Source organism: Paenibacillus sp. JT31N7, assembly GCF_059692095.1.
The window spans coordinates 1,303,684-1,319,920 of sequence record NZ_JCAUAT010000001.1 but is presented as its reverse complement, the minus strand read 5'-3'; the positions used below and the strand labels follow the sequence as shown (position 1 = coordinate 1,319,920).

Genomic DNA, 16,237 nt, shown 5'->3' with positions numbered 1-16,237 from the left:
TCAGGCTTTAGGGCCCGCATGGAGTCTGCGTTGTGCGAATGTGTGCAGAGCATAAGATAGGATGCAGGCTGCGGCCAGAACGAGCAGAAGAAAGCCAAGCTGTGCGAAGACAGGTATCCAAACGCCTGAGGGGGCAAGCAAAGACCACTCTTCCGTTCCTGCCACGGGGGCAGAAATTCCCGAAACTTCGAGCGTTTGCCGCCCGGAGTGCGCGGATGGAAACAGCCCGCTTGTGAAGCGCCATAACAGGAGAACCAGCAGGTACGAGAAGCAGGCATGAAGCAGGCGCGCCATCAGAAAGGGGAGATACCGCAGTCCGGCGCCGTAGGCGGCGCTCAAAGCCTGTGCGTGGGAAGATAACCCGCCGAACCCGAGAAAAGCTGCGATTAAGGCGAGTTTGATGCTCTGAGGCAGCGTTTGTTCTGCCGCTGCGGCATGAGCGCCCAAGTGAAGCTCGAACAAGCCGGAGGCCAGATGATGCAGCAGGTCCGGCCCGACGGTCAGTCCGAGGAGCCCGCCGGCGGCTTGGAGCATATCCGGCATCGTCAGCATGTGAATAATGACGGAGAAAATCATAATATAGCCGCCGATGACCATCAGCGACTGCACCGAAGCCGTGACGGCCTCGCCGAGCAGCTGGCCGAACGCGCGGCCGTCCTCGCTGCGGGCGCGGGCCAGGCTGCCTGCGGCCTGCCGCCACAGGGGAGCGCCGGAAGCCTGGCTCCCCGCCCCGCGGCGCTTCGCGGGCGGGGCCTCGCCGCCGCGGCCGGGCACAGGCGCGTCGCCTGGGCCCGCGTGCGGGCGGGCCGGCTCCGCGGCGGCCCCGCCGGCGGCTTCGCCCGAATCCCCGGCTCCGTCCGCGGATTCGGGCTGCCCGGGCGCCGCGCCCGCCGGCTTCTTCTGCGAAGGCAGCACGAAGCCGAGCAGCAGCGCTCCGCCGTAGTGCACGCCGGCAAGCAGAAGCCCCAGGCGCGGACTGTGCAGGAACCCGGTGCCGATCACGGTGACGATCAGCACCGGGCTTGCCAGATGCGACAGCGCCAACAGGCGCTCGCCTTCCCCGCGCGTGAGCAGCTTTCCCCGGCGGAGCTTGGCCGTGAAGAGGGCGCCGCTTGGAAAGCCGCCCAAGGCTCCCGCGGCAAGCGCCAGACCACCCGTGCCCGGGAGGCGGAGCAGGAGTCGTGCGAGCGGCTCCAGCAGGGTGCCGAGGGCGTTGACGAGACCGAACCCGAGCAGCAGCTCGGTAAGAATCATAAACGGCAGCAGCGCCGGGAATACGATGTTCCACCAGATCGTGATGCCCTCCAGGGAAGCCTGGAGCGCCTTGTCAGGAAAAGCGATAATCGACGCGACCAGGGCGGCCGCAAGACTGCCGAGCAGAAGCGTGGTAAGATACCCGCCGCCGCGGTGCGTTAGGGATTTCGGCATGTAAACACCTCGATTCGTTTGCTACATGTGTACGCCGGACCGAAGATGTTTAGACCAAGCCCGCCCCGCATACACTAACAAACATCCATTCTCCGATTTTCGGAAACGGAACGGGAGGGAGTCCTTGAAAATGACCGACAAAGATCATGAAAACCAGCGTTACAACAACGAACAGGAACAAGGAGAAAACGAACGGGAAACCGGCTTCGAGAACGGGGACGATGTCCGGGAGAGGCCCGTCATCCGACGGGCGCACCCGCAGAGACGCTCCAGACGTTTTTTTACGTCGCTTCTTGTCGGCTTTCTCTGCTTTGTTGTCCTGTTTTACGTTCCTCTGCCCTTTTTTATTTATATGCCGGGTACGGCTGAGGCCGTTCACCCGATGGTCAGTGTCCCCAAGAGCGACACGACCGATGAAAAAGGCTCGCTTATGCTCGTTACGGTCCGGGTGGCCAATGCGAACGTAGTGACGTATTTGTGGTCTCTGGCCAACAAATACGATGAACTCCAGCTCAAGAAAGACGTCCTCCGGGGGATGTCCGAGAAAGATTACAGCCAGCAGCAGCAGTTCGTCATGCTGACTTCCCAAAGCGACGCCATCCAGACCGCTTACAAGAAAGCGGGCGTTCCTTTCCATATAAAAGGGGAGGGCGTAATGGTCACGGGCCTCTCGCCGGGTCTCCCCGCGGAGAAAGTGATGCAGGCCGGAGACAAGGTCACCAAAGCGGACGAGAAGGAGATCAAAACTTCTCAGGACCTTTTCGCCTTTCTGGAAACCAAGAAAGAAGGGGACACGGTTACGCTGACCTTCATCCGCAGAGATAAAGAGATGACGGCGCCGCTCACGCTGGCCAAGCTGCCGCCCGATAAAGACACCGGCAAGAGCCGCGTTGGAATCGGGATTACGATGGCCGAAATGCAAAGTGTCCAGGCGGACGATCCCGCCAAGCAGGTTACCATTAAAGCGGGCGAAATAGGCGGACCCTCCGCAGGTCTGATGTTTTCCCTGGAGATTTACAACCAGCTGCTTCCCGAGGATATCACGAAGGGGCACAAAATCGCGGGAACCGGAACGATCGACACGGAAGGCAAGGTGGGCGTTATCGGCGGTATCAAGCATAAAGTCATCGCGGCCGACCGCGAAGGAGCGGAGATCTTTTTTGCTCCCCAGGATCTCAAAACGGACAAAGGTACGATCTACAATTACACGGAAGCTTTGGCCCGCGCCAAGGAAATCGGAACCAAGATGAAGATCGTTCCCGTCGCCACGATGGACGACGCCCTAAAGTATTTGGCAGAGCTTCCTCCGAAATGATTGACAAACTAGAAGAATAATAGCTATAATTATCTTTGTTTGTTTGAGGTGATAAAAACATGTGGATTCAACTTAAAGACATCATGGCCAAAGGACAGCCTGTTGCCATCCGCGAATCGCTTAACAGCGAAGCGCTGCTGAAGGGCCGCAAGGATATTTTGTCCGCAGGACCGATCGTTACGGATCTGGAGGCGAAAGCGGCGTCCGACGTCGTGGAAGTAACCGGCCGTGTTTCCGTCGAGCTTGAGTTTGGCTGTTCCCGTTGTTTGACCCCGTTCAAGCAGACGTTGAACATTCCCTTTCGGGAAATTTTTACTTCGAAACCGGAAGTGGAAGCGCAGGCTTCCGCGGATGAGGATGAGATCGTCCATCTGGTTCGCGAAGATAAAGTGGAATTGAACCCTTACATTGAAGAGAATATACAGCTTGAGCTGCCGATAGCGCCGGTTTGCCGGGAAGACTGCAAGGGGCTTTGTCCCGAATGCGGGAGTAACCGCAACGAACGCGACTGCGGCTGCAAGAACGAACGGATCGATCCAAGACTGGCCGGTCTGGCTGATTTTTTCAACTCGTAGGGATTTGGGGATTACGTTAAGGAGGTGGAATTCATGGCAGTACCGTTCAGAAAAACATCCAAAACCCGCCGCGACAAGCGCCGTACCCACTTCAAATTGGAAGTTCCGGGCATGGTTAAGTGCGAGCAGTGCGGAGAACTGAAACTTTCTCACCGCGTTTGCAAAAACTGCGGCACATACAAAGGCAGAGAAATCGTACAAGCTTAATTTTCGTTAAGCTGACAAATAGTACTTCATCTTAGGTGAGGTGCTATTTTTTTTGTCCAAAAGCGGCGAGCGGATAAGATAAAAGGAGGAGCAGGGCGGATTTATCCGCAAGGCTTCCCTTTTGCACGCAAATTATATATACTACTTTTAGTACTAGGTAATAAGAGGAGGCCATACTACCGGCCGTCTCCACAAGCAGGGTGGTGCTTGTCATCGAACGTCTTCCGAAACGCACTCGTCAGCAGCAGCTGCTGCAGGCAATTGAAGATAATCCGTTTCTGACGGATGAAGAGTTAATGCGCAAGTTTCAGGTTAGCATTCAAACCGTTCGTCTGGATCGTCTCGAACTGGGGATACCCGAGCTGCGCGAACGGATCAAGCATATGGCGGAACGCTCCTACGACCAGGTGCGTTCCCTGCCCATTGATGAAGTAATCGGGGAAATCATCGATTTGCAGCTCGACAAGAGCGGCATTTCCATGTTTGAACTGACCGAAGACCATGTTTTTTCCCGTACGAAAATCGCGCGTGGGCATCATATTTTCGCCCAGGCCAATTCACTCGCCGTTGCGGTAATCAACGATCCTATCGCGCTTACCGCTTCGGCGGACATCCGGTTTATCCGTTCCGCCATGCTTGGCGAGAAATGTATCGCGAAAGCGTACGTCAAGTCTCTGTCGAAGGGGAAAGCCAAGGTGGACGTACAGACGTTTATCGGAGATGAAGTTGTTTTCGAAGGCAGCTTCGTCATCTTTCACTCCAAGAAAGAACAACTACGAACAGAAGGTGGGCAAGCCAATGCGGATCGCAATTGACGCAATGGGCGGCGACCACGCCCCGGCAATCGTCGTGGAAGGAGCTCTGGCGGCAGCCAAGGAATGGACAGATGTCGAGCTTCTGCTCGTCGGCGATTCGGCCAAGATCGAGGCGCTGCTTTCGGAGCGCCCCTCGAATCTGCGTGTCATCCACGCCTCCGAGATCATCGAAGCCGAAGATGAGCCTGTCCGTGCCGTACGCCGCAAGAAAGACGCTTCGATGGTCGTCGCCGGCCGGCTGGTCAAGGAAGGCGAAGCCGACGCGATGATTTCGGCCGGCAACACCGGTGCCCTCATGACGACGGGGCTTCTCGTAGTCGGCCGGGTACCCGGCATCGAGCGCCCGGCTCTCGCACCGATGATCCCGACGCTGGACGGCAGCGGTGTTCTCGCCCTTGATCTGGGAGCGAACATGGACTCCAGTCCGGAAAACCTGCTCCAATACGCCATCATGGGCAGTATGTACAGAAGCAAGGTTCACGGCATGGACCGTCCGCGCGTAGGTCTGCTGAACATCGGCACGGAGGCGAAGAAAGGGAATGAGCTGACAAAGGCGGCGTATCCGCTGCTGGAGCAAGCTCCCGTTCATTTCGTGGGCAACGTTGAATCCCGCGACATTCTCCAGGCCGAATGCGACGTTATCGTGTGCGACGGATTTGCCGGCAATATTATGCTGAAAACGCTGGAGGGAGCGGCATCGGCCATTTTCTCCGCTTTGAAGACTGAGTTTACCCGTACGACGCTGACCAAACTGGCCGCGGCCGTACTGAAACCGGGCTTGTCCGCTTTTAAGGGAAAGCTGGACTATACGGAGCACGGAGCGGCTCCGCTGCTCGGATTAAGCGGCCTCGTGCTGAAAAGCCACGGCTCGTCCGACGCGAAGGCGATCAAGAACGCCGTGCGCCAGGCGAGAACGGCGCTGCAGAACGATCTGGTCGGCGCAATCGCTACGGAAATCAAGAACGGGAAGTGAGTGGACCTAATGAATGGCATTCCAGTAGGCATTCTGGGCACGGGAAAATATGTGCCCGAACGGGTTTTAACGAATCAGGAACTGGAGTCTATGGTGGAGACGAACGATGAATGGATCGTGACGCGCACCGGAATCCGGGAACGGAGAATGGCGGCTCCCGAGCAGGCAACCTCCGATTTGGCGCTCGAAGCTTCACGCATTGCGCTTGAAAATGCCGGAATTACGGCGGATCAGCTGGATTTGATCATCGTGGCTACCGTTACGCCGGATATGGCATTTCCGTCGGCTTCGTGCATTCTTCAGGAGAAGCTGGGTGCCAAAAACGCGGCGGCCTTCGATTTGGCCGCAGCGTGCGCCGGTTTTATCTATGGATTGGCCAATGCGTCCAATTTTATCGCGAACGGTATTTACAAGTATGCCCTGGTCATAGGAGCGGACACCTTGTCGCGGATTACGGACTATACGGACCGCAATACGTGCATTCTGTTTGGGGACGGAGCGGGTGCCGTCGTGATCGGCGCGGTACCGGAAGGACGCGGGTTCAAATCCTTTGAACTCGGTGCGGACGGCTCCGGTGCGGAGCTTCTTAAGATCGCCGGAGGCGGTTCCCGCAATCCGGCATCCTCCGAAAGCCTAGACCAGCGTCTTCACTACATCTATATGGCAGGCAGCGAAGTGTTCAAATTCGCGGTCCGCATCATGGGATCGGCCGCGGAAGAAGCGCTCCGCAAAGCGGGACTTCATAAAAACGATATCGATCTTCTGATTCCGCATCAGGCGAACATCCGGATTATCCAATCCGCCTTGAACCGTCTGGAGCTGACCGAGGACAAATGCATGATCAACCTGGACCGTTACGGCAACATGTCGGCCGCTTCCATTCCGGTAGCGCTGGCGGAGGCTGCCGAGCAGGGCCGGCTTAAAGAAGGCGATACCACGGTGCTGGTCGGCTTCGGCGGCGGTCTGACTTGGGGAGCGTCCGTGCTGGTCTGGTAAAATAGTGGAAGGGGAATACTGACGTTTATGGGCAAGATAGCTTTTGTATTTCCGGGACAGGGAGCCCAGTCGGTCGGCATGGGGAAGGATGCTTATGATGCTCATGAAGGAGCGAAACGCGTCTTCGACGAGGCCGACAAGGCACTAGGCTATTCCTTATCCTCTCTTATATTCGAGGGACCCGAGGACGAACTGAAAATTACGTATCATACACAACCCGCTCTGCTTACCGCGAGTATGGCTTATCTCGAAGTATTCCGCCAAAAAGGCATCGTGCCGGACTTTACGGCCGGGCACAGCCTGGGCGAGTATTCCGCGCTGGTAGCCTCCGGCGTGCTCGGCTTCGAGGATGCCGTGCGCACCGTGCGTGCCCGCGGCGAATTTATGGAGCAGGCCGTACCGGGCGGACTCGGCGCGATGGCTGCCGTACTGGGAGCCGAGCGCGGGGCGCTGGACGAGCTTTGCCGCTCCGTCAGCGATGAAACCGGAGCGGTGGAGCTGGCCAATATCAACTGCCCGGGCCAGATCGTCGTTTCCGGCACCCGCGAAGGCGTGCAAGCGGTCGTGGACCGCGCCAAGGAAATCGGCGCGAAACGGGCGATTCCGCTCGAAGTGAGCGGACCGTTCCACTCCTCGCTGATGAAACCGGCATCGGAGAAGCTGGCGGACGTGCTTGCGGGTCTCAGCCTGCAGGAAGCCGCCGTGCCCGTCGTGGCCAACGTTACGGCGCGTCCGGTCACTTCGCCGGATGAGATCAAGGGTCTTCTGGTCCGTCAAGTGTATTCTCCGGTGCTGTGGGAAGACACCGTCGTGTGGCTGATCGAGCAGGGTGTGGACACCTTCGTCGAGATCGGCTCGGGGACGGTGCTCGCCGGTCTGATCAAGAAAGTCAGCCGGAGCGTGAAAGTCGTCTCCGTCAATAGCCTGGAAGCGGCGCTGCAGGCCGAGATTTAAGCGTCACACAATTCATTATGTAGTCGGGAGGACACAAGCCATGCTGAGTGGTAAAGCGGCGCTCGTTACCGGAGCTTCCCGCGGAATCGGCCGTGCGATTGCCCTGGAACTTGCCGCAAGCGGCGCCGATGTGGCAGTCAACTATGCAGGCAGCGAGCAAGCTGCGGAAGAAGTCGTTAAAGAGATCGAGGCGATGGGAAGACGCGCGGTCAAGCTCCGCGGGGATGTAAGCAAATCCCAGGAAGCCGAAGATCTTGTCAAGCAGACGATTGAAGCCTTGGGCAGTCTGGACATACTGGTGAATAATGCCGGAATTACCCGGGATAACCTCATTATGCGGATGAAAGAGGAAGACTTTGACATCGTCATCGCGACCAATCTCAAAGGCGTTTTCAACTGCACCAAAGCGGCCACCCGCCCCATGATGAAACAGCGTTCGGGCCGGATTATCAATATCTCGTCCGTCGTGGGCGTGCTCGGCAACCCCGGGCAGGCCAATTACGTGGCGGCGAAAGCAGGCGTCATCGGTCTCACGAAGGCGTCCGCCAAAGAGCTTGCGTCCCGCGGGATTACCGTCAATGCGGTAGCGCCGGGCTTCATCTCCACCGATATGACCGACAAGCTGCCGGAAGAGCAGAAGGCAGCCCTTCTGCAGCAAATTCCGCTCGGCAAGCTCGGCAAGCCGGAAGATATCGCTAAAATCGTCCGTTTCCTCGCTTCGGACGAGGGTTCCTACATGACCGGCCAGACGCTTCATGTCGACGGCGGCATGTACATGTAAGACAGCCCTACGGGCCCCATGCCGCAGTCGGCGGTTGTCCCGCTTAGACAAGTATGGCATTTTGATTCGTATTCTCGTATAATACCAAGGAGGAGGTGAGCCGGATGTCCGACGTACTAGATCGCGTAAAGAAAATTATCATCGACCGTTTAGGGGTAGAAGAGTCTGAAGTTACCCTTGAAGCGTCTTTCAAAGAAGATTTAGGTGCTGATTCTCTCGATGTTGTAGAATTGGTTATGGAACTTGAAGATGAATTTGATCTGGAGATTTCCGACGAAGATGCTGAGAAGATTACGACTGTGGGAGAAGTAGTGAATTACATAAAATCTCATACGTAAAAATCTTTGGAGTCCCATTCTAAAAAAGAGTCCCGTTCTCATAAAGGCGGGACTTCTCCTCATTTTCTGAACGTAGAAAAAGCGAGAGAAAACACCCTTAATTCAGAGGTGGTACACGTGAATAGAGTCGTTATTACAGGACTTGGAGTTATGAGCTCCCTGGGTCAAGAAGTGAATACTTTCTGGGGCAATCTGCTAGCGGGCAAATCCGGTATCAGCGCTATCGAAAGCTTCGACGTAAGCGAGTATCCGACGCGCATCGCCGCATCCGTTAAGGATTTCAACCCCGAAGATTATATAGATAAACGTGAAGCGAGAAGAATGGACCGCTTCGTGCAGTTCGCGGTTGCGGCCAGCATCAACGCCTTGAAGAGCTCCGGCTTGAACATACAGGAAGATACGGATCCCGAGCGGGTCGGCGTTTATGTCGGCTCCGGAATCGGCGGCCTGTCGACTTGGGAAGAACAGCATAAGATTCTGCTTGAAAAAGGACCGAAGAGGGTCAGCCCGTTCTTCATTCCGATGATGATCGCGAATATGGCTTCAGGCCAAATCTCGATGATTACCGGAGCGAAGGGTCCGAACAGCACGGCGGTTACGGCTTGCGCAACCGGAACGCACTCCATCGGAGATTCGTTCAAACTGATTCAGCGCGGAGACGCCGATGTGATGATCTGCGGCGGAGCCGAGGCGACGATCAGCCCGACGGGCGTTGCAGGCTTCTGCGCACTCCGTGCGATGTCCACCCGCAACGACGAGCCTGAGAAGGCAAGCCGTCCATTCGACACGGGCCGTGACGGCTTCGTGATGGGCGAGGGTGCCGGCGTCCTCGTGCTTGAGTCGCTTGAGCACGCACAGAAGCGCGGTGCCCACATTTACGCCGAAGTCATCGGCTACGGAATGAGCGGAGACGCGCATCATATGACGGAGCCCGATCCGGACGGAGCGGCCCGCTGCATGGTCAAAGCGATCAAGGACGCAGGCATCGCGCCGGAAGACATCGACTACATTAATGCGCATGGTACGAGCACGCCGGTCGGGGACAAGTCCGAAACAACGGCCATCAAGAAAGCGCTGGGTGAGCATGCTTACAAAGTCGCTGTCAGCTCGACGAAATCCATGACCGGTCATCTTCTGGGTGCAGCCGGCGGCGTTGAAGCCGTTATTTGCGGGCTTACGCTCGAAAACGGTATCATTCCGCCGACGATGAACCTGGATGACCAGGATCCGGAATGCGATCTGGATTACGTGCCGAACGTTCCCCGCAAGAGCGACGTTCAGGTGGCCATGTCCAACTCCTTCGGGTTCGGCGGACATAACGCAACGATTATTTTGAAAAAATATCAAGCCTAACAACCGGCCGGTGGTGAGAACATGAACCGAGACGTCAACCAGCTTCTAGCCGACATGGAGATCCGCTTTCAAGACCTCGATTTGCTTAGGCAGGCTTTTACGCACTCTTCCTATGTGAATGAACACCGGATGGCGAATTACCAGGACAACGAGCGTCTTGAGTTCTTGGGTGATGCCGTTTTGGAACTTACGGTGTCGGAATACTTGTATTTCAAGTATCCGCACCGCACAGAGGGAGAGCTGACGAAGCTTCGGGCGTCGATCGTTTGTGAACCTTCGCTAGTCAATTTTGCGGAGAAGCTCAATTTCGGGAGCTACGTACAGCTCGGCAAAGGCGAGGAAATGACGGGAGGCCGTTCGCGTCCCGCGCTTCTTGCCGATGTTTTCGAGTCTTTTATCGGAGCGCTGTACCTGGACCAGGGGCTTGAAGCGGTTAAGCTCTTTTTGCAGCAGCATGTGTTTCCCTATGTATCTGCGGAGGGCAAGCTGCTCGTGATCGATTACAAGACGCAGCTGCAGGAGCATACTCAGCACCACAATATGGGGGCGCTCGAATACCGCATCGTGGAAGAGCGCGGTCCGGCTCACGAGAGAGAGTTTGTGGCTGAGGTTTACATGGACGCCAGACAGCTCGGCAAAGGGGCCGGACGTTCCAAGAAAGAAGCGGAGCAGCAGGCGGCTTCTCAGGCATTAACGAAGCTGAATGTGCCCATGGAGAGTTAGAAGCACAACAAGAAAGCTGGCGCGTCGGAGTACCGTCTCCGAGCGCGCCGCCCGATAAAGCAGAGGAAGAGCAGCCCAGCAGCTGCTCTTTTCTTTTGCGCTCTATTTTGAACGCGGGATATGGTACAATAGAGGCTGGGTTAGCGCCGGGCCAGAGACTTTTTTGCGGAATAAATCCGCCCGGTTTACCGGATAGCCGGTCAGAGCGGTTGTGGAAGCCGAGCGGCTCCGCGGGTGTCCAGCCTGTTTTAAGGCTTAGGCAGTTAGGAGAGCTGTTTAACGCAGCCCGCCAATCCTTACAAAGCAGCTTTTCTTGCGAAAAGTTCAGCAACGTTTATGAAGCAGCTTTGCTATCCGCAAAGTTTTAGCAGTCCTTACGAAGTAACTTTTCTTAGGAAAAGTTCAGCAACGCTTACGAAGTAACTTTGCTATCGCAAAGTTTAGTAGTCCTTACGAAGTAACTTTGCTATCGCAAAGTTTTGAGGTGAAAAGAATCTATGTTTTTGAAGCGGATTGAATTATCCGGATTTAAGTCGTTCGCGGACCGCACGGAGCTGGAATTCGTCAAAGGAATCACAGCCGTAGTCGGGCCCAACGGCAGCGGAAAGAGCAATATTTCAGACGGCATCCGCTGGGTGCTCGGGGAAACGAGCGCGAAGAGCTTGCGCGGCGGCAAGATGGAAGATGTTATTTTTGCCGGCAGTGACGCCCGCAGAGCCGTTAATTACGGTGAAGTGTCGCTCACGCTCGACAATACGTCCCAGTCGCTGCCTCTCGATTATAACGAGGTGACGGTCAGCCGGCGTGTACACCGGAGCGGGGACAGCGAGTATTTTATAAACAAGCAGTCCTGCAGGCTGAAAGACATTACCGAACTGTTTATGGATACCGGAATCGGCAAAGAGGCCTATTCGATTATCGGCCAAGGCCGGATCGAAGAAATTTTGAGCAATAAATCGGAAGAGCGCCGCAGTATTTTTGAGGAAGCATCCGGAATCGTCAAATATAAATCGCGCAAGAAGGAATCGGAGAAGAAGCTTCAGGAAACCGAGCAAAACCTTCTGCGCATTCATGACCTCGTCACGGAGCTGGAAGACCAGATCAATCCGCTGCGGGAGCAGGCCGAGAAAGCGATCCGCTACAAAGAGCTGAAGGAAGAACTGAAGCACAGCGAAATCGCCGTGTACGTTCACCAGATCGATCAGATCTATGTCTCCTGGTCGGAGACAAACGAGAAGCTTGCCGCTTTGAAAGAGGAGCGGCTCAGCTTATCCACGTTTGTCAGCCAGCACGATGCCCAATTGGAAAAACACCGCTGGGAAACGAAACGGCTGGAAGAAGAGCTGGAGAAGCTACAGGAAACCCTGCTGCAAATCTCCGAGGATTTCGAAAAATGCGAAGGCCACGGCGAGGTGCTCAAGGAACGGAAGAAAAATTTCGCTTCTAACGAGCAGCAGCTGGAGCAGACCATCGTTCTTCAGGAAACGAGATTTGCGGAGAAGGAAGCGGAGCTGGCCGGGCACCGTGAGAAAATCGTACATATCGGCGCGCAGCTGTTCGAATATCAAGCCAAGCTGTCCGAAGAGGAGAATCGTCTCCAGGGGGTAAGCGGCGGTTTGAATTCGGGCGTGGAGGATCAGCTGAAATCCGAGCTCCTCGATAAAATGAATGCGATGGCGCAGTGCCGCAACGAAATCCGTTATGCGGAGCAGCAGCTCGAATCGCTGGCACGGCGGCTTCAAAAGCTGGAAGAAGAAGGGCAGAAAAGGACCGCTTTGCAGTCCGATATCGCCGCCCGCAAGAAACAGCTCCAAACGAAACTGGAGCAGACCCGTAAAGAAGTCGAGAAGATCCGCTCCGCTTATCTGGATTTGAGTGAAAGTCTCAAGAAGAAGCAGATTCTGCTGGAAGAATCGTCCGGCATGCTGCGCAAATGGGAGCAGCGGATCGACGCGCTCACATCCAGACGTGACACGATGAAGGAAATGCAGAACGACTACGACGGCTTTATGCACGGCGTTAAGGAAGTGTTAAAAGCAAAGAACCGTCCCGACGGGCTCAAAGGGATTCACGGGGCCGTTGCGGAGCTTGTCAGCGTGCCGGCGGAAATCGAGCTGGCCGTGGAAACGGCTCTCGGCGGAGCCTTGCAAAATATCGTCGTGGCAACGGAAGCATACGGCCGCGAAGCGATTGCCTTCCTGAAGCGACGACAGATGGGACGCGCGACGTTTCTGCCTATGGATGTCATCCGTGGCCGTTCGATCGGTGAAAGCGAACGCGGGGCGCTGATATCTTCGAACGGGTTCGTGGGTATCGGGGTTGACTTGATTAAATTCGACCCGCAGTATCAGAATATTTTTTCCAGTTTACTGGGCACTGTTATTATTGCGGAAACGCTGGAAGATGCAAACCGGATTGCCGCCAAAGCGCATTACCGGTACCGTGTCGTTACGCTTGAAGGAGATATCGTTAACCCGGGCGGTTCCATGACGGGCGGCAGCCTGCAGAAGAAAAGCTCCAACTTGCTCGGCCGCCAGCGGCAGATCGAGGAGCTTGACAGTGAAATCGCAGCTACGGAGACGCAGCTTCAGCAGCTCAAGACAAGGGCTTCCCAAGCCCGCAAAGAGATTGTCGAAGACAACGCGAATCTGGAAGAACTGCGGGGACGCGGTGAGCAGAAGCGGATCGAAGAACAGCAAATCCGCGCGGATCTGGCTCCGCTTGAAGCGGAAGTGCGCCGCATGGAGGAGCAGCTGACGCTGGAGCGCGACGACCGTTCGACGCTGCTTGAGGAACGCGGCCAGCAGGAGCGCAGCATCGAAGAAAACCGCGGCCGGCTCGAAGAGCTGCAGCAGGAAGAGGAGGCGCTCCAGCAGGCCATCCGGGACGCCGAATCTTCGCGCAAAGCGAACGAATCGGCGAAGGAGGAACTGCAGAACCAGCTGACGGATCTCAAGGTTCGCGTCGCTTCCGCTTCGCAGGAGAAGCAGTCGCTTCAAGATCAGCAGCGGAGGCTCCAGCAGGATCTGGCGGAAGCGAAACAGGAGCTGGAGATGAATCGCCGCCAGCTGTGGCAGCTTCGCGCCGAGATGGAATTCCATGCGGAAGAAAGCGTCAAGCAGGTGGAACTGCTCAATACGCTGAAACTCCGCAAGCAGAAATGCACGGAGGACATCGAGTTCAAACGTTCCGAACGTGCGGGGTGGATGGACAAGCTTCAGCAGGCCGAGAACGAAACCCGCGAACAGCGTACCCAACTCAAGCAGGTGGAGGAGCAGTGCCTGCAGCATGAGGTGCGCGTGAACCGGCTGGACGTAGAGCTTGAAAACCTGCTCAAAAAGCTTGGCGAAGAGTACGAAATGAGCTACGAGCTCGCCAAAGAGCGCTACCCGGTGCCCGAAGATATCACGGGCGCACAGAACAAGGTGCGCGATCTGAAACGCTCCATTTCTTCGCTGGGCGATGTCAATTTGGGCGCGATTGAGGAATACGCCCGGGTTTCCGAGCGTTACGATTTCCTTTCTGTCCAGAAGGACGACTTGGTAGAGGCCAAAACAACGCTCTACACCGTGATCCGGGAGATGGATCAGGAAATGTCGAAGCGTTTCAAAACGACCTTCGATGCGATACGCTCCCATTTCGTGGTCGTTTTCGTGAAGCTGTTCGGTGGAGGCCGGGCGGACCTGATTTTGTCCGATCCGGAAAACCTGCTCGAGACGGGTATCGAGATCGTAGCCCAGCCTCCGGGTAAAAAGCTGCAGAACCTGCAGCTTCTCTCCGGTGGAGAAAGAGCGCTCACGGCGCTTGCGCTTCTGTTCTCAATCCTGCGCGTCAAGCCCGTTCCGTTCTGCGTGCTCGATGAGGTCGAAGCGGCGCTGGACGAAGCGAACGTCACCCGTTTTGCCGAATATCTGCGTGAATTCTCCGAAACGACCCAGTTTATCGTGGTCACGCACCGCAAGGGAACGATGGAGGAAGCGGATGTGCTGTACGGGGTTACGATGGAAGAAGGCGGGGTTTCCAAGCTCGTATCCGTACGACTTGAGGACGAGGAAGCGATGATTTCCGCCTCCTGACAAGGAGCAGCCATTCAGGGGACGAGTATGGTCCGGGAAACTGATTTCACGGGCCGTAATCCGGTTATATAAACGTGTATTTTCAAATCAGCCACCTTTACAGGCTCTTCAAGAGCCATTTCAGAAAGCGAGGACAGCTTCAGATGAGTTTTTTTAAACGGTTAAAAGAGAGCATTTCGAGCAAAACCGAGGCGGTAACGAATAAATTTAAGGAAGGTCTCACCAAAACGCGCGATGTCTTCGTGGACCGTGTGGACGACCTGTTCAGCCGCCGCAAAAAAATCGACGAGGAATTTTACGAAGAGCTGGAAGAAATCCTGATCGGCGCCGACGTCGGGGTAAACACGGTCATGGAGTTGATCGAGCAGCTGCGCAGCGAGGTGCGCAAACGTAAAATCGAAGATCCTAACGACCTTCAACCGGTACTATCCGAGAAGCTGACGGAGCTCCTGAAGGGCAGCGAAGACAGCAGTATAAAGCTGGCTTCCGGTGAACTTAGCATTATTTTGTTCGTCGGCGTCAACGGCGTGGGCAAAACGACCACAATCGGAAAAATGGCGCACATGTACAAATCGCAGGGGAAAAAAGTCATCCTGGCGGCTGGCGATACTTTCCGGGCCGGTGCGATCGAGCAGCTCGAAACGTGGGGCCAGCGTGTCGGCGTAGACGTCATCAAGCAGCAGGCGGGTTCCGACCCGGCGGCTGTCATGTATGACGCCGTACAGGCCGCGAAGAACCGCGGGGCGGACATTCTGTTGTGCGATACGGCAGGACGTCTGCAGAACAAAGTGAACCTGATGGAGGAGCTCAACAAGATTTACCGGGTGATCCGCAGGGAAGTTCCCGATGCTCCGCATGAAGTGCTGCTCGTGTTGGACGCCACGACTGGTCAGAATGCTCTCCAGCAGGCAAAGATGTTCGGCGACAAAACCGGTCTGACCGGCCTCGTATTAACGAAGCTGGACGGTACGGCCAAAGGCGGCATCGTGGTTGCGATCCGGCAGGAGCTGAACATTCCCGTGAAATTCGTGGGACTAGGCGAGAAAATGGACGATTTGCAGCCGTTTGATTCCGAGCAGTTCGTTCATGCGCTGTTCGGTAAGTGGATCGCCGAGGAAAAAGCGGAGGCTTAACCGGCCTGCTGTCCGGCTTATTTCCGTGCGGTTGGTATGGTTCGTGCTTGCACGGCTAGTAGGCATGAGCCTTCTTGAAGACCGTACTTCGCAGCGGCGGAATTATTTTAGCTGTTTTTTAGCTGACAAGGTGCAGGGCTTGACATCCCATCCGGCATCCGTTAATATAAGGACTGTTGCTGGTGTAAAGTGCATAACCTTGACGGAGGCGGGCCCTATGACGGAAGATCGCATTCTGGAGAAAACGAACCGAATTAATCTTCTGTTTGATTTCTACGAGCCCATGCTGACAGACAAACAGCAGGCTGTGCTAAAACTGTACTTTCACGACGATTACTCTCTCGGGGAAATCGCCGAGCAATTCAAGATCAGCCGTCAGGCTGTTTACGAACATGTAAAACGTGCGGAGCAGATGCTCGAAGATTACGAGAGCAAACTTCTGCTGCTGACGAAACACGAACGCCGCTTGAAGCTTCTGAGCGAGGCGGAGGAGATGCTCCTTCAGTCGCCGGGCGACCTTGCGGACCGGGTCGCGGATTATATGCGCCGGATCGTTCATACGGAATAGAA

Annotated in this window: 15 protein-coding genes; 14 read left to right on the top strand and 1 reads right to left on the bottom strand. The window is 55.9% G+C overall.

Going from position 1 to position 16,237, the window contains the following annotated elements; genetic code table 11:
* Window positions 1–1,428, bottom strand: a complete 1,428-nt coding sequence (locus AC58P5_RS05920; protein WP_497385158.1) for a nucleoside recognition domain-containing protein — start codon at window positions 1,426–1,428, stop codon at window positions 1–3.
* A 130-nt stretch (window positions 1,429–1,558) separates the two neighbouring features.
* Between AC58P5_RS05920 and AC58P5_RS05915 the strand changes: the two genes are divergently transcribed.
* The 14 genes from AC58P5_RS05915 to AC58P5_RS05850 all read left to right on the top strand — a co-directional run bounded on the left by AC58P5_RS05915 (window position 1,559) and on the right by AC58P5_RS05850 (window position 16,235).
* On the top strand, window positions 1,559–2,743 hold the full coding sequence (locus AC58P5_RS05915) for a SepM family pheromone-processing serine protease (RefSeq protein ID WP_497385157.1): 1,185 nt from the start codon (window positions 1,559–1,561) through the stop codon (window positions 2,741–2,743).
* A gap of 59 nt (window positions 2,744–2,802) precedes the next feature.
* On the top strand, window positions 2,803–3,318 hold the full coding sequence (locus AC58P5_RS05910) for a YceD family protein (RefSeq protein WP_497385156.1): 516 nt from the start codon (window positions 2,803–2,805) through the stop codon (window positions 3,316–3,318).
* 33 nt (window positions 3,319–3,351) lie between these two features.
* On the top strand, window positions 3,352–3,525 hold the full coding sequence (gene rpmF, locus AC58P5_RS05905) for a 50S ribosomal protein L32 (RefSeq protein WP_009673368.1): 174 nt from the start codon (window positions 3,352–3,354) through the stop codon (window positions 3,523–3,525).
* Window positions 3,526–3,725: 200 nt separating this feature from the next.
* Entirely contained in the window at window positions 3,726–4,340 is a 615-nt protein-coding gene (gene fapR / locus AC58P5_RS05900) for a transcription factor FapR (protein ID WP_036739470.1), read from the top strand.
* The gene (plsX, locus tag AC58P5_RS05895; protein ID WP_497385155.1) at window positions 4,324–5,313 is read left to right on the top strand and encodes a phosphate acyltransferase PlsX; all 990 of its coding nucleotides are present in this window, start codon (window positions 4,324–4,326) and stop codon (window positions 5,311–5,313) included. The genes fapR and plsX overlap by 17 nt, the downstream gene beginning before the upstream one ends.
* A 9-nt stretch (window positions 5,314–5,322) precedes the next feature.
* Window positions 5,323–6,309, top strand: coding sequence for a beta-ketoacyl-ACP synthase III (locus tag AC58P5_RS05890; RefSeq protein ID WP_497385154.1), 987 nt, complete (start codon window positions 5,323–5,325; stop codon window positions 6,307–6,309).
* 27 nt (window positions 6,310–6,336) lie between these two features.
* On the top strand, window positions 6,337–7,263 hold the full coding sequence (gene fabD / locus AC58P5_RS05885; protein ID WP_497385152.1) for an ACP S-malonyltransferase: 927 nt from the start codon (window positions 6,337–6,339) through the stop codon (window positions 7,261–7,263).
* A gap of 40 nt (window positions 7,264–7,303) precedes the next feature.
* A complete protein-coding gene (gene fabG, locus AC58P5_RS05880; RefSeq protein ID WP_497385151.1) occupies window positions 7,304–8,044 on the top strand; it encodes a 3-oxoacyl-[acyl-carrier-protein] reductase in 741 nt (246 codons plus the stop codon).
* Between the two features lie 104 nt (window positions 8,045–8,148).
* Window positions 8,149–8,382, top strand: a complete 234-nt coding sequence (gene acpP, locus AC58P5_RS05875; protein ID WP_042232799.1) for an acyl carrier protein — start codon at window positions 8,149–8,151, stop codon at window positions 8,380–8,382.
* 117 nt (window positions 8,383–8,499) lie between these two features.
* Entirely contained in the window at window positions 8,500–9,735 is a 1,236-nt protein-coding gene (gene fabF / locus AC58P5_RS05870; RefSeq protein WP_497385150.1) for a beta-ketoacyl-ACP synthase II, read from the top strand.
* A 21-nt stretch (window positions 9,736–9,756) separates the two neighbouring features.
* Window positions 9,757–10,458 carry a ribonuclease III gene (rnc, locus tag AC58P5_RS05865; protein WP_497385148.1) on the top strand — a complete coding sequence of 234 codons (702 nt, stop codon included), beginning with the start codon at window positions 9,757–9,759 and terminating at the stop codon, window positions 10,456–10,458.
* A gap of 497 nt (window positions 10,459–10,955) precedes the next feature.
* Complete coding sequence (gene smc, locus AC58P5_RS05860) at window positions 10,956–14,534, top strand: chromosome segregation protein SMC (protein WP_497385147.1); 3,579 nt, start codon at window positions 10,956–10,958, stop codon at window positions 14,532–14,534.
* A gap of 143 nt (window positions 14,535–14,677) precedes the next feature.
* Window positions 14,678–15,667 carry a signal recognition particle-docking protein FtsY gene (gene ftsY / locus AC58P5_RS05855; RefSeq protein WP_497385146.1) on the top strand — a complete coding sequence of 330 codons (990 nt, stop codon included), beginning with the start codon at window positions 14,678–14,680 and terminating at the stop codon, window positions 15,665–15,667.
* Window positions 15,668–15,884: 217 nt separating this feature from the next.
* A complete protein-coding gene (locus tag AC58P5_RS05850) occupies window positions 15,885–16,235 on the top strand; it encodes a putative DNA-binding protein (protein WP_497385145.1) in 351 nt (116 codons plus the stop codon).
* Window positions 16,236–16,237 lie beyond the last annotated feature (2 nt).